The following is a 14,689-nucleotide window of genomic DNA, read 5'->3' as shown; positions in this document are numbered from 1 at the left end:
AAATAGACTATAACACTTTGAAATAATAGCAATTATCATTACCACTTATTATTTTATGCATAAGTTCATTTTTGATTTTTTATTTTGTCACACAAATTTTCAAAATCTGATTCAGATCAACTAATTCTATTGATTTAAGTCATAAAATTAGTGTGTAATACTTCTAAAGTATATTTAATCATAGCTAACAAGGTTGATACATGGACTCGCATGCAGCCCTTTTTGAACTCGGCCAGAAACGTCTTGCTGAGCTTCGAAATACGAAACCTCTTCGTGAGGGATCTTTTCAGAAAAAACTTGAACAAAATGGCTTTACCCGTCGTGACTTCATGATTTGGAGTGCAACCATCACTTCATTACTGGCACTCCCGCTACCTTTTAGTACCATGGTTGCAGAGGCTGCAGAGCTTTCTGACCGTGTTCCACTTATCTGGTTGAGCCTTGCCGAATGTACAGGTTGTTCTGAATCATTAGTACGTAGCACCACACCTGATATCAGTACATTACTGTTTGAACATGTGTCACTTGAATATCAAGAAGTGCTCATGGCCGCCGCTGGCGATCAAGCAGAAGAAAATCTTGATAACGCAATGAAAGCTTATAAAGGTCAATACCTACTTGCCGCTGAAGGTGCAGTACCAACAGCGAATAACGGTACTTTCCTTACTATAGGTAGCCAAGCTGAAACAGGTGTCTCACTAATTAAACGTGTTGCAGCCGATGCTGCCGCGGTTATTTGTGTCGGTACATGTTCATCTTTCGGTGGCGTACAAGCCGCTCGTCCTAACCCAACTGGCGCGAAAAGTGTCGGTACGGTTATTGACCGTCCAGTGGTTAACGTTGCAGGTTGTCCACCTAACCCAGCCAACATTACTGGTACATTAATGTACTTCATTATGTTTGGTCGTTTACCAGCATTAGATATTTTCAACCGTCCTAAATGGGCTTATGGCGCACGTGTTCATGATAACTGTGAACGTCGTGGTCACTTTGATGCTGGCGAATTCGTAACACAGTTTGGTGATGACAATGCCAAACAAGGTTACTGCTTATTCAAAATGGGTTGTAAAGGTCCTTACACTTACAACAACTGTCCTACTGAGCGATTTAATGCTCACACTAGCTGGCCAGTACTTGCGGGTCATGGTTGTATCGGTTGTTCAGAACCTGACTTTTGGGATGATATGGCAGATTTCGAAAAACCATTAAGTCGCCAACCTGTTCATGGTTTAGATGCTACCGCAGATACCATTGGTGCAGTTATTTTAGGTGTCACTGCCGTTGGTATTGGTGCACACGCAGTCAGTAGTATTTTTGCTAAAAAAGTCGAGGAATAATCCATGAGCAAGCGCGTCGTTATCGATCCCATTACTCGTATCGAAGGCCACTTACGCATCGAAGTTGAACTTGATGCGAATAACGTGATCAACAAAGCATGGGCATCATCTACCCTGTTCCGTGGTCTTGAAATTATTATGAAAGGCCGTACACCGTATGATGTTGGCCTATTAATGCAACGTATTTGTGGTGTATGTACATCATCACATTACTTATGTGGTACGTTGGCTGTTGAAGATGCAATTAATGCCCAAGTTCCTCTCAATGCGAAATACATTCGTAGCTTGATCTTAACGACTCTACAATTGCATGACCATATTGTGCACTTCTACATTTTGCATGGTTTAGATTGGATAGATGTTGTTTCAGCATTAAGTGCCGATCCGGCTAAAGCTGCGGCTGAAGCAATGAAGTACTCAGCAACACCAATAGCAGCTGGTGAAGGCGACTTACGTGCTGCACAAGAAAAAGTGCAAGGCTTAGTCAATACCGGTAAGTTAGGTCCATTTGCTAATGCTTACTGGGGTAATAAAACCTACAAGTTTACGCCTGAGCAAAACTTGATCGGTTTAAGCCACTACCTTAAAGCTCTTGAAGTTCAACGTATTGCAGCAGAATCAATGGCAGTTTGGGGTGGTAAGAACCCACACCCACAATCGATTGTTGTTGGTGGTGTAACATGTGTACGTGACATGCTAGACCCTGCTCGCCTACAAGAATTCAAGCAAAAATATCAACATGTTGCTGACTTTGTTGAACGCGCATACCAAGCTGATATTTTAATGGCAGCAGCGGCTTATGGTACTGCTCCAAGTGTTCTTGGTGGTTGTAACGTTGATACGTTCATGTGTAGTGAATCTATTTTACTTAACCCAGATGATCATCTTTTTGTTAGTGGTGTCATCCGTAATAAAGATTTATCTAAAGCAGAAAAGATTGATATTAATCTAATTGCCGAAGATGTGACTCACTCATGGTATGACGCTAACAAGCCTCAACATCCATACGATGGTACTACAATCCCTGAACATACACCGTTTATTGAGCGCGATACTATTGTTGGTAAACGTCCAACAATCAATGAAGCCGGTAAATATTCTTGGGTTAAATCACCACGTTATAATGGCGAACCTGTTGAAGTAGGTCCACTTGCAACAATGGTTGTTAACTACGCACAGGGTAACCCTCGTGTAACACCAGTTGTAAATGATTTCCTAAAACAAACAGGACTCCCTGCGGGCGCTTTATTTACCACCCTTGGTCGTACTGCTGCACGTATGTTGCATTCATTAACTATCTCTCGTCATGGTCTAGAAACATTTGAATCTATGGTTACTAACCTAAATTCAGATCATACCACTTACATCGAACCGACGATTGATCCTAATAAAGAATACAAAGGTGTTGGCATCATTGAGGCACCACGTGGTTTCTTAAGCCACTGGTTACGTATTAAAGATGCTAAAGTTGAAAACTACCAAGCAGTAGTACCAACAACATGGAATGCGGGCCCTATTGATGGTAACGGCAAGGTTGGTCCATACGAAGCGTCATTAGTAGGATTACACCTTGAAGATCCGAAAAAACCATTAGAAGTATTACGTGTTATTCACTCATTTGACCCTTGCATGGCGTGTTCAGTACACGTAATGGATTATAAAGGTCAATCTCTTAGTGAATTCCGTATTCCAGCTCAGGCAATGTAACTAAGGATTTATCATGTCAACAAATACTGTGTTGTATAAACGATCCTATGTATTTTCATTCGTTATTCGTTTATGCCACTGGCTACGTGCCTTTGCAGTTTTTGGACTAGTCGTTACTGGTTTTTATATTGCTTGGCCGTTTTTAGTCGCACCCGATAGCACCAATGTGCTTGAACAAGGCTGGATCCGTTTAGCACATGAAGTATTAGGCTTTATTTTAATCGCCGTAACACTGATTCGTGTCTATCTGTTCTTTTTCAGTCGTAGCAACGTTGAACGGCGCTCGATTCAAGATATCGTGAGTCCCAAAAGCTGGGTAAAACAGATCAAAGCCTATTTTTGGATGGGTAATGCTCCGCACCATGGCGCTTATGGTCCTTTACAACTGATGGTTTATGCAGGGATTTCTATCGCTGCCATCTTCATGTGTGTGACTGGCTTAACGCTATATGCTAATGTGTACCACTTAGGTATTGGTGGCATGATGTGGGAACCTGCTCAATGGGTCGCATACGCGATGGGCGGGCTAGATGAAGTACGTAAATGGCACCATTATATTACTTGGGCATTCATTATTTTTGTATTGATCCACGTGTATATGGTGATTTGGACAGGGATCCGTTTCCGTAACGGTTCTGCTGATGCCATTATGTCTGGTTATGATTACCACGCGGTAAACGTAAAAAAAACAGATAACGGCAATCATCCCGTTCAGCATCATGCTCATCAAAATAGTCACTCAAAAAATAAAGGCCACTAGCGCAAATGAAGATATTGCTGCTTGGTATTGGCAATGTCTTGTACGCCGACGAAGGAGTCGGCGTACATTTCGTCAATTATCTCACAGAAAATTACCGCTTTACGCACCCCGACCATCAGATTGATCTTATTGATGGCGGTACGTTAGCACATTGTCTTATTCCGACATTAATCCAATATGACCACCTTGTTGTGGTTGATACAGTGAATGCCGCAGATGTAGATGCTGGTGAAGTGTATTTCTTTGACTTTGATAAAGCCCCTGCTGAAATCGATTGGCAAGGTAGTGCTCACGAAGTGGAAATGCTACAAACATTAATCATGATGGAGCTGGTTGGCGATCGTCCAAAAACATATGTTTTAGGCGTTACACCAACAGTGTTAGAGCCAATGCATATGGGTCTAACCTCTAAAATTAATGCAGCAATACCTGTTATGGAATCTGCACTAATTAAGCACCTTTCCGCTCTCGATATAACGTGCGAAAAAGTGAATAATATTGATATTAACAGCCTGATTCCTACGGCTTACAAACGAGGCATTGAACAATGAAATTAATTCAATTTTCTTTTACCTGTTCACGCCCTGTACCTTTCTATGCACAATTATGTAACGATTATTTAGCCAATCAACAAGTGGAAATCACTATTGCTTATGATAAAAATCGTTACCTTATTGAAGCCGTTGGCACCCAACCACAACTTGAAGCATTAGCTGATCAAATATCCAAAGATTTCTTACTGTCTATTTGGCTAATTGACTCTTCAATCAAAGAAATTCGTCACCGTGAAGGGCGTATTGTTCCCTTAATAACAACTGCGCATAACCTGCCTTTTTGTAGTTATTGCGAACCTGCTCTTGGTGATAACCAATCTGAGTTATTTGGTGAAGTGGATATTACTTGTTCACATTGTCATGGTGAAAAATTGGTTGATCCCTCTATTACTAGCCAACAGATTCAGCAATGGGCTGAAACGGTAATGAATACGGGTCATGTCAGCTTTAGCTTACCGCTGGCTAATAACCAACAACATGAATTTCATTTAAGTCGTGGTCCTATTGTCGTCGCACACCAGCAGCGTCAACAAGTCATTGTTTGTAACCCTAATAATGTACCAATGCACTTTCTTGTGCCATCGTTACATGTATTAGCGTTATCGAGCTTAGAAAAACCCCGTGTTACTGTTCGATCTAAACAACATCACGCTCAGCTTGATCAACCGTTATATGATCTCTGCTTTAGCTACAACCGCGTATTAACAATACTGACTGAAATACTCCGTGTACGTGGTATCGATTATTTACACATTGAAACCAATCATCAGCAACCTTTAATTGCACGAATTAATAAAGGTTGGAGTCAGGTTTGTAGCGATCCGGTAATTAATCCTTTAGCGCCATTCAAAGCGGTTGAACCATTACATGATCAAGCTTGCATCAATGGCTTAAATGCCTATTGGAGCAAGCGTCGCATTCATTTTGATTATCAACCTCATCATTCCAATGATGCACCAGCACAAACTATTCCGATCTGTGCACTGCATGGTGGAATGTTAGAATCAGGAGTGGGTCGTCATAGTGCCGCTATTTACTTTGGCCGCTATGCCGCAGGCGAGATTGTTAGTCAAGATAGATTTACTCGCACTGAGACTTTCTTAACCATGCCTACCCTGCCGCATTCAGGCTCAGAAATGATTGCGACATTAGCCGCTGGTGAACAAGCTGAAGTATTAGCTAAATTTAAATATCAAATACCTGTAAGTTATAACGCGCTTAATAAATTAATCTTAAATGAGTGTAATAACCAACTTTCTGGTTTATTTGCATTGGCAGCTACGATACTAGGTTTATCTAAAACAGGTCATGATAGTGTTCAATATCTGAATGATGCCTTGATCGCTAAATCACTGCACAATGCTGACAATCAAGGTCACCGTGTCGATTTTCCATTAGATATGGTTGATAACAAACGTACCATTGATTGGGCAAAAATGGTCGGCAGTTTAATGAGTTTCTGTTTGGTCGTTGATGAAGTTAATTACGACAAACTCGCCTTTGGTGTAATGGACTCACTAGCAGACTATATTGCTAACTGGATCGAACGTATGGACGAAACTGGTGGCATTAAAGCCGTTACCCTTGCAGGTAGTGACTTTGCTAATGAAGTGCTAGCAGATCGCGTTTGCTTACGTGTAGGTAAGAACTTCCCTATCGTGGTAAACCGTAAACTAGAACTTGATGGCAGCAATTTAAGTGCTGGGGCATTGTTCTTAAAAATGCGCCGCCGTTAAGGTTTTATCTTATTGAATTAAATAGCCCCATTGCTGTTAGTGATGGGGCTTTTTTGTGGGGATTATTTTTATTATTAACCAATACCACTATTTACCAAAGTGCATTTCACGATGGCAGTTGGGGCATATGGCTTTCACATTCTCAAGTGAATCCTCACCACCTTGAGACAATGGCTTAATATGATGGACTTCTAAATAAGGTTCACCATTGGATTTTTTCGTAAATGGTGCAAAATTAAGATACTCTCTATTAATAAATTTCATTCATTATTTTTAATGCAATATACTGCATAATTTTTTTTTGCTATTATCAGAAAATATCTGGAGTAGTACAAAATGGCAAAAAAATTATATTTAGTTTTAGGTAATGGTTTTTCTATAGATTTACTTTCTCATATTGGTAAAAAAGATATTATCGATGTAGTTAATTTATTTCGTTATGGTGCAGATGTAACGTGGCCATGTAATCATATGGCTGGATTTTTATCTTATCGTCATTATCCTAATTTATGGAATTTAGGTGCTAGACCTAATATGTCTCCAGAAGAGGCAATGGATTTAGTCGAAAGAGTTATTACTTGTGCTAATGTTTTTGCACTTAGAAAAAAAAATGTACCACATGGACTAGAAAATAACACAAACAAAATTTATGTTGATGCCTATCATGAATTAGCTCTTTATTTACGCTCTCTTTTTACATTTTATAATTCTAAAGTTGAACGTATTCTTAGTGATAATTTCGATTGGCCTTGGGCTAAGTTTATAGAATTCGCAAATAAAAGTAGTGAATACTCTGAAATTAATATTGTCACATATAATTATGATATTTGGTTAGAAAGAATACTTCTAGAATTAAAAATACCATTTAGTGTTCCAGGATTAAAAGGTGGTGATGTAGATGGAGCAAAAATAAACATATATAAACCACATGGTTCTATAAGTTTCTATCATAAGACACAACAGGAATCTGATTATAATATACCTTATGGTCGCGATATATTTCCTGATGCTAGCACTAATCATTTTAATCTAAATCATAATATTGTACTTAGTCGTTGCTTAGTTAATGCGATGATTCCTCCTGCTGGTGATTCTACTAGAATGGCAAATACATGGTCAGGTCAAACTAGTCAAAATGTTATTCTTGAAGCCGGAGAGCTTACTGCTAATGATGAGTTAATGATATGTGGTATATCTTATTGGCATGTAGATCGTGCGGAGTTAGATAATATATTAGTTAATGTTGATCCTCTTGTTAATGTTTATATGTTTAATCCAAATCCAAATAAATCGTTAAATGCCGTTCTTACTAGTATGTTTAGTAACTATGTCTACCATACTAGTTCTTATTCTCTTAAAGGAAGATATGAATAATGTTTATATTAAGCAGAGAATCAAATACTATCTCATTAGCCAATTTTTGGGAAAATGAACAATTAAACAAATATAACTATAGCCCTGGTTATCAACGTGATAGTGTCTGGTCAGACGAGAAACAGTCATTTCTTATTGATAGCATACTTAAAAACATACCAATCCCCCCTATTTTCTTGCATCAGATAATTGATGATAAGACAGGGAAAACAAAATATGCAGTTATAGATGGTAAACAACGTTTAACATCTATTATAAGGTTTATTAAAGGTGAGATTGGAAGTGTTTCTGAAGATGAAAATTCACCACTTTATGATGAAAGAATCTCAGGTATTAAATTTTCAGATTTAAAAAAAGAAGAGAATGAAGATTTAAGGAGATTTTTTTGGCGTTATTCTATTCCCATTGAATATGTTGATTCCTCAGATAAAGCTATAATTGATGCTATTTTTGACCGTTTAAATAGAAATGGAGAACCTCTTACCGGGCAAGAACTGCGTAGAGCTGGTTTTTATGGAACAGACTTACTTAACACTATTGAATCTATAGCAAGTAATTCAATTTTTTGGAAGAAAAGGCTTAAAAATGTTGACATAAAAAGAATGGAAGATAGAGAGTTTATATCAGAAATTTTATTCTATATGTTAGAGGATAATTATTTAAACTCAGATCAAAGCGTTCTTGAGCTATTATATTCTAAGTATTCAAAGAGTGATTTAATTATTGATTGGCATGAGGTTCGTTATAACTTTGATAAATATACCCAAGTAATGTCTGATCTTGATTTAAATTATTCAGGGTTTAAAATATCAGGAGTATCTCATCTTTATGCTATTTGGTGTTTATCTATTTATCTCAATAAGAATGAAATTGATCCTGTTTTGGTTAGAGTTAAATTAAATGAGTTTTATTCATTATTACGAACAGAACCAGACTCTTTAGATGATGTGAAGCAATATAAAAACAGTATGTCATCAGGAACTAAAGGTAGAGCTCAACGTCGAAGAAGAGTGCAATCTCTTATTAATTATATTAGCCAATAAAAATATAACCTTCATATTTAGCTATCATCTATCATAATAAGAAGGATGATAGCTGTTTCAACGAGGAACTTCTATCCTTTGTATTGTATGTACATACAGTGTAAAATCCGCAATCTTCCGTTTTTTTCCAAGGTTTTTTATGGCTAGCATTTTCTCATTTTTTACTGGTTCCGGTTTCCTTGATCTGGGATTTGAAAAAGCAGGATTTAAAACAGCGGCAGTAAATGAATATCATGCTCCTTTTTTAAATGCTTATAAGTATTCAAGAAAAATAATGGCACTACCTGAGCCACAATTTGATCATTATCTTTGTAGTGTTGAAGAGTTTGTTGGTGATGGATCTAATGTAACTATAATTGCTGACCAAATAAGCTCATTACAGTCTAACGGTGAATTAGTCGGATTTATTGGTGGCCCTCCATGTCCTGATTTTTCGGTAGGTGGCAAAAACAAAGGTCAAGAAGGTGAAAATGGTCGATTATCGCGTACTTACGTTGATGCCATTATTCAACATCAACCAGATTTCTTCTTATTTGAAAATGTAAAAGGCTTATGGCGCACTAAACGTCACCGTGAGTTCTACGAAATACTAAAAGCAGATCTACGTAATGCTGGCTATGTAATTACAGATCACTTAGTCAATTGTATTCAATACGGAGCTCCCCAAGATCGAGATCGTATTTTAATGTTTGGAATAAAGGTTAATCATGTTTCACGGCATATTGATCAAGAATCCTTAGATGCAATGTTAATTCCTGAAGCGTTGTTTAATTGGGAATCTCATATGAAATTTTCACGGGATGAGGCACTAAAGCAACCTTCATGGCCTACTACTGCTATTTTTGCTGAAGATATAACAACACCCCTCCCTGAAAATATTATAAAAGAATTAACTATTCAGTACTGGTTTGATAAAAATAATGTTTTAAATCATCCGAATGCTGATGCCTTTTTCACACCAAAATCAGATAAATTCAAACTTGTTGAAGAAGGTGATACAAGCAAAAAATCATTTAAAAGATTACATCGTTGGCGTTATTCACCAACAGCTGCTTACGGTAATAATGAAGTTCATTTACATCCATATAAAGCTCGCCGACTAAGTGCAGCAGAAGCATTAGCAATTCAATCACTACCAGCAGAATTTGAGTTACCACCAACAATGACGTTGAGTAATAAATTTAAAACTATAGGTAACGGGGTCCCGTTTGTAGCTGCTTTAGGTATTGCTAATACAATTAATGATTTTTTATTAAAAATAAAATAATGGAGTAAGCTTCACTCTATGTGAAGCTTACCTATCATACTATTTAGTATCTTCTAAAAATGTATGTAAAAATTTAATATTATCAATACCACACATTTTTCTTCTTGTTAGATGGTATAAATCCAATATTGACGAATACGGTAAGTACTTAATATTTAGTGCTTTAAATTGTGGCTCGTTCGCTTTCCTAAATATTTTAGCTCGGTACTTATCATCTGGAGCTGCAATTATATACGTCATATCTTGTAATTTAGGGGCTTCATCCATAAACCCTTTCATTCTTGTTAGGCCAGATGTTACTCCGGTGCTATGCTCAATCTCTATAATTGCAGGAATACTAAATCCTTCCTTATCAAACCAAATGCAATCAATTAACTCACCAGCTTTAACCGCTTTCGGATAAGATCGTAATGGCGTAGTTTGCTCTAATTTTTTTATAACACAGTCAAGTTCAATAATCGGCTTACCATTATATTTTACACCATGATCATTTTTTGCAACCCAAGCATTTAGCCCAAGAGCTTCTGCACACTTTACAAGCAATACTTGCATTTGTTCATGCTCTCTTTGTATATCTGCCGCAGCACCTGTTAGTTGTGGTTTATTTGAAATTAAAGCATCTAATTGTATTTCTCTATCAGCTTCAATAATACATACACCATGTATTTTAAGTTCTTCTATTATTCCTTTTCTATGCGGTTTTTCAGGACAATAGATAAGATGCTTATGACCTTTTTTTTCTTGAAAACCTTGACCTATATTTTGAATACGTCCAGGATAACAAAGATAAAAATATTCAGTATGAAGTAACAATGTTTCTAATGCAGATCGGGTGTTATAGCTTGCTCCAAAAACACGATCAACATTAATAGGTTTATCCGGTTGTATAGCATTAGCCAAACGTTGAATCATATCTACAGATAAACTTATCTCTTTTGATATACCACTAACTATTATTCTTTCTAAGACTATCGGCCCTTCAGGCAATGTAACGTCAATAATTTTAAGACGACTTTTAGATGTTTTTGTAGGGTACTCATAAATAAAATTTTTATTTAAACTATTTATTGCTTTTATAAGATTTGATGCCGTGTATTCCATGTGTCACTGCCTGAATTTAAATGCATTGCAACAGATTAATCTTATTTTTTTTGTAGTAAAGATTTAGTATTAACTAACGCTAAATCTTTTATAAATTGACTATTATAGAGAATACTACCGCCTATTATCCGTCATCTCGGAAGTCGAGGAACGAGGGCTATCCGTGATCTATTCACCGCGTGCTTGAGCATTACAGACACCAGCGAAAATACTAAATCTACAACGCGTGGATAGTAGATTCCCTATCTCGTTCGTAACCTCACTGTAGGGAATGACGGAGGTTGAGGTTGGCATTCGTTGTAGAGAGTGGCGAGATTGGTTTGTGCATTTGTTGTTGAAAATGATGCAGCCTATTATCCGTCATCTCGGAAGTCGAGGAACGAGGGCTATCCGTGATCTATTCACCGCGTGATTGAGCCTCAAAGACACCAGCGAAAATACTAAATCTACAACGCGTGGATAGTAGATTCCCTATCTCGTTCGTAACCTCACTGTAGGGAATGACGGGAGTTGAGGTTGGCATTCGTTGTAAATAGTGGCGAGATTGGTTTGTGCAATCATTATTGAAAATACTACAGCCTATTATCCGTCATCTCGGAAGGCGAGGAACGAGGGCTATCCGTGATCTATTCACCGCGTGCTTGAGCATTACAGACACCAGCGAAAACAAGAACTCTACAACGCGTGGATAATAGATTCCCTATCTCGTTCGTAACCTCACTGTAGGGAATGACGGGGGGTTGAGGTTGGCATTCGTTGTAAATAATGGCGAGATTGGGTTGTGCAATCATTGTTGAAAATGATACAGCCTATTATCCGTCATCTCGGAAGTCGAGGAACGAGGGCTATCCGTGATCTATTCACCGCGGGCTTGAGCATAAAAGACACCAGCGAAAATACTAAATCTACAACGCGCGGATAGTAGATTCCCTATCTCGTTCGTAACCTCACTGTAGGGAATGACGGAGAGGTAAAGTAACCCGATGACTCGAACCTGATTTTCCTCCAATAAAAAAGGCCATACCTGCGTTAACGGGTATGGCCTTTTTTTAGCGATAATCGCTACTTATGCGTCTTTGCTTTGCTCGACTTCTAGCTGCATGAGCATTAAGTCTTCACCATCAAGTACCTGAGTATGATTACTACCGCAATGCTGACAGATAATGCTGCGCTCGGTGTGAATGGTTTCTTGTCCACATTCGAGGCAGGATAACACCAGCGGCTGAATATTCATTTCAAACTCAGCGTCATGACAAATGCTTTCCAGCTTAAAGGTCTGAAAAGCAGTTTCAAGTAAAGCTGGTTCTACCCCACTTAAAATGCCGACCTTAATCGCAACGCGGGTAACTTTGTCTGCATTATTATCACGAGCATGTTGTTCGCATTGTTCGATAAGTGCGCCAACAATAGAATACTCGTGCATTAACAGATCCTCGGTAATAATTCACCTTGAGGAAGGTCAAGATAACGACGGCTACCCCAACCACTGGTTAGAATAACACGACCCGTATGTTCATTATTTACTGAACCAATAACACATGCGTTGTCACAGGCAGCAAAGGCTTCAAGCACCTCTAATGCTTTTTGCGCTTGTGCTTGAGGCAATGCAAGAATGAATGTGCCTTCGTTCGCTAAATCAAACGGTTCAAACCCGTATAATTCACATAAGCCGCGCACTTCTTCACTTACAGGTACATCATCTTCAACAAGGCTGATACCAACATCAGATGCTTGCGCCCATTCGTTTAATACCGCAGATAAACCACCACGGGTTGCATCACGCATTGCATGAATATCAAGCCCTGCTGCAATTAAGGCTTCAACCGCAGGCCATAGCGTATTGCAATCACTGATAAGCCCAGATTCAAGGGTTAGGCCTTCACGCGCCATTAAAATAGCGGCACCATGACGACCCACATCACGCGAAACAATAATCGCATCACCATCAGCAAGATTACGTACTGAAATGCCTGTTTGCATAATTTTGCCAACACCAGTGGTATTAATAAAAATACCGTCAGCACAACCTTTTGGCACCACTTTAGTATCACCACAAACGATTTTAGCACCTGAAATGCTTAACTCTTTTGCCATGCTACTAACGATGGTTTTAAGCTTATCAATCTCAAAACCTTCTTCGATAATCACGCTGCAACTTAAATATTGCGGTTGTGCGCCCATCATCGCTAAATCATTCACGGTGCCTGCAATGGCTAATTTACCGATGTTACCACCAGCAAAAAACAACGGTGACACTGTAAATGAATCAGTAGTAAAGGCTGTTTTACCTTCAAGGGTTAATACCGCAGCATCTTCTTCACTACGTAAAATAGCATTATCAAACGCTTTAAAGAATAAACCCTTAATGAGCTTATTCATTTCCTGACCACCACCGCCGTGGCTTAATTGAATGGATTTTGTAGTCGATAATGCAGAAAAATCTTGTTCACTCATTTTACACCTCGGTAACGGAAATACGCATTACACGCACCTTCTGAACTCACCATGCAACTGCCAAGTGGCGTTTGTGGCGTACAACCACGGCCAAAGACTTTACAATCTTTTGGTTTCGCTAAACCACGTAAAATATCACCGCACTGACACGCTTTATGATCATCAATCGGTGTCATGGGCAAATAAGCAGCAAATTTAATTTCAGCATCGCGATGACGATATTTTGCATTAAGTTGTAATGCTGAGTTAGCAATCGGCCCTAAACCACGCCAGCGGAAACTATCACGAATATCAAAACAACGTTTAACTGCCGCTTGAGCAACCGTGTTACCTTCTTCTGTTACAGCGCGTGTATATTGCACATCGAGTTCAGCAATGCCTGCGACTCTTTGCTTGGTTAAGCGCAGAATAGATTCCATCACATCAACGGGTTCAAAACCTGCCACAACAACAGGTGTTTTATAATTTTCAACCACTGAGCGATAAATTTTAGCGCCTTCAATAACACTTACATGCGAAGGACCAATAAACGCATTCACTTTAACCGCAGGATCAGCCATTACTACATCAATCGCAGGTGGCACTAATACATGATTAATGTGGAAATAAAGGTTATTGACCTGACGTTGCTCAGCTAATTCAATCAAAATAGCCGTCATTGGGGTTGAAGTTTCAAAGCCAATCGCAAAGAAAACCACGTCTTTATCTGGGTTATCAAGCGCAATAGCTAAACAATCCAACGGATCATAAATTGGTCGAATATCACACCCTTTAGCGCGATATTGTGCCAAACTGCCTTTTGAACCTGGAACACGGATCATGTCGCCCAATGTTACTAAAATCACATTTGGCTGACAGGCTAATGCTGCTGCATGGTCAATACGCTCTTTGGGCATTACACACACAGGACAACCGGGGCCGTGAATAAAATCAATATTGTCGGGCAATAACTGCTTTAAACCATACTTCATAATGGTATGTGTATGACCACCACACACTTCCATTACTTGCATTGGTTCAGGTAAATCAACCGCAAGCAATTTAATTTGTTTAGCTAGATTAAGAACTGTGTCGGCATCACGAAAACCTTCATACAGTTTTTTAAGATCAAAACTCATATTGGAAGTGGCCCTGATTCATCCATAATAAACTGATACATTTCAAGACTTTCTTGTGCATCTTTGTCATCGATTTTGCTCATTACAAAACCAATATGAACTAATACATATTCACCAAGAACAAGCGGATCCATTAATAAATGGCAGCTTACTCGACGCTTCATGCCCATAGTATCAACAGTAACCGTATTATCTTCGTGAATTTCTACAACCTGCGATGGAATCGATAAACACATAA

The 14,689-nt window shown here is 38.6% G+C and carries 14 protein-coding genes; 8 read left to right on the top strand and 6 right to left on the bottom strand.

Annotated features, from left to right (window positions below; genetic code table 11):
- Window positions 1–200 precede the first annotated feature (200 nt).
- From GLP24_RS04200 to GLP24_RS04180, 5 genes are read left to right on the top strand one after another with little or no spacing between them, the layout of a single operon-like run.
- The gene (locus GLP24_RS04200; RefSeq protein WP_101768449.1) at window positions 201–1,337 is read left to right on the top strand and encodes a hydrogenase small subunit; all 1,137 of its coding nucleotides are present in this window, start codon (window positions 201–203) and stop codon (window positions 1,335–1,337) included.
- A gap of 3 nt (window positions 1,338–1,340) precedes the next feature.
- The gene (locus tag GLP24_RS04195) at window positions 1,341–3,044 is read left to right on the top strand and encodes a nickel-dependent hydrogenase large subunit (RefSeq protein ID WP_101768450.1); all 1,704 of its coding nucleotides are present in this window, start codon (window positions 1,341–1,343) and stop codon (window positions 3,042–3,044) included.
- Between the two features lie 13 nt (window positions 3,045–3,057).
- Window positions 3,058–3,804, top strand: a complete 747-nt coding sequence (gene cybH / locus GLP24_RS04190) for a Ni/Fe-hydrogenase, b-type cytochrome subunit (protein ID WP_152652587.1) — start codon at window positions 3,058–3,060, stop codon at window positions 3,802–3,804.
- Window positions 3,805–3,809: 5 nt separating this feature from the next.
- Window positions 3,810–4,355: a HyaD/HybD family hydrogenase maturation endopeptidase gene (locus tag GLP24_RS04185; RefSeq protein WP_232615565.1), complete on the top strand. Its 546-nt coding sequence runs from the start codon at window positions 3,810–3,812 to the stop codon at window positions 4,353–4,355.
- Entirely contained in the window at window positions 4,352–6,094 is a 1,743-nt protein-coding gene (locus GLP24_RS04180; RefSeq protein ID WP_152652586.1) for a Kae1-like domain-containing protein, read from the top strand. Before GLP24_RS04185 ends, GLP24_RS04180 begins: the two co-directional genes overlap by 4 nt.
- Window positions 6,095–6,181: 87 nt before the next feature.
- Here the strand turns inward: GLP24_RS04180 and GLP24_RS04175 are convergent, their stop codons facing one another.
- On the bottom strand, window positions 6,182–6,358 hold the full coding sequence (locus GLP24_RS04175) for an HNH endonuclease signature motif containing protein (protein WP_269154953.1): 177 nt from the start codon (window positions 6,356–6,358) through the stop codon (window positions 6,182–6,184).
- 72 nt (window positions 6,359–6,430) lie between these two features.
- Here GLP24_RS04175 and GLP24_RS04170 point away from each other — a divergent pair, with 72 nt between their 5' ends.
- The 3 genes from GLP24_RS04170 (at window position 6,431) to GLP24_RS04160 (ending at window position 9,778) form a co-directional block, all read left to right on the top strand.
- Window positions 6,431–7,468 (top strand): SIR2 family protein, encoded by a 1,038-nt coding sequence (locus tag GLP24_RS04170; RefSeq protein WP_232615564.1) that lies wholly within the window; start codon window positions 6,431–6,433, stop codon window positions 7,466–7,468.
- Window positions 7,468–8,511, top strand: a complete 1,044-nt coding sequence (locus GLP24_RS04165) for a DUF262 domain-containing protein (protein WP_232615563.1) — start codon at window positions 7,468–7,470, stop codon at window positions 8,509–8,511. Before GLP24_RS04170 ends, GLP24_RS04165 begins: the two co-directional genes overlap by 1 nt.
- 139 nt (window positions 8,512–8,650) lie before the next feature.
- Complete coding sequence (locus GLP24_RS04160) at window positions 8,651–9,778, top strand: DNA cytosine methyltransferase (RefSeq protein ID WP_221944320.1); 1,128 nt, start codon at window positions 8,651–8,653, stop codon at window positions 9,776–9,778.
- 39 nt (window positions 9,779–9,817) lie between these two features.
- Here the strand turns inward: GLP24_RS04160 and GLP24_RS04155 are convergent, their stop codons facing one another.
- The 5 genes from GLP24_RS04155 to GLP24_RS04135 form a co-directional block, all read right to left on the bottom strand.
- A complete protein-coding gene (locus GLP24_RS04155; RefSeq protein WP_221944322.1) occupies window positions 9,818–10,879 on the bottom strand; it encodes a hypothetical protein in 1,062 nt (353 codons plus the stop codon).
- A 1,066-nt stretch (window positions 10,880–11,945) separates the two neighbouring features.
- Window positions 11,946–12,302: a hydrogenase maturation nickel metallochaperone HypA gene (hypA, locus tag GLP24_RS04150; RefSeq protein ID WP_101768988.1), complete on the bottom strand. Its 357-nt coding sequence runs from the start codon at window positions 12,300–12,302 to the stop codon at window positions 11,946–11,948.
- On the bottom strand, window positions 12,302–13,333 hold the full coding sequence (gene hypE / locus GLP24_RS04145) for a hydrogenase expression/formation protein HypE (protein ID WP_101768987.1): 1,032 nt from the start codon (window positions 13,331–13,333) through the stop codon (window positions 12,302–12,304). The genes hypA and hypE overlap by 1 nt, the downstream gene beginning before the upstream one ends.
- Window positions 13,330–14,451 (bottom strand): hydrogenase formation protein HypD, encoded by a 1,122-nt coding sequence (hypD, locus tag GLP24_RS04140; protein WP_101768986.1) that lies wholly within the window; start codon window positions 14,449–14,451, stop codon window positions 13,330–13,332. The genes hypE and hypD overlap by 4 nt, the downstream gene beginning before the upstream one ends.
- Window positions 14,448–14,687: a HypC/HybG/HupF family hydrogenase formation chaperone gene (locus GLP24_RS04135; RefSeq protein WP_045037008.1), complete on the bottom strand. Its 240-nt coding sequence runs from the start codon at window positions 14,685–14,687 to the stop codon at window positions 14,448–14,450. Before GLP24_RS04135 ends, hypD begins: the two co-directional genes overlap by 4 nt.
- Window positions 14,688–14,689: the final 2 nt, after the last annotated feature.

This window comes from Photobacterium carnosum (genome assembly GCF_021236965.1).
GTDB lineage: Bacteria > Pseudomonadota > Gammaproteobacteria > Enterobacterales > Vibrionaceae > Photobacterium > Photobacterium carnosum.
The sequence above is the reverse complement of the archived record's forward strand: the minus strand, read 5'-3'. Positions and strand labels throughout refer to the sequence as shown.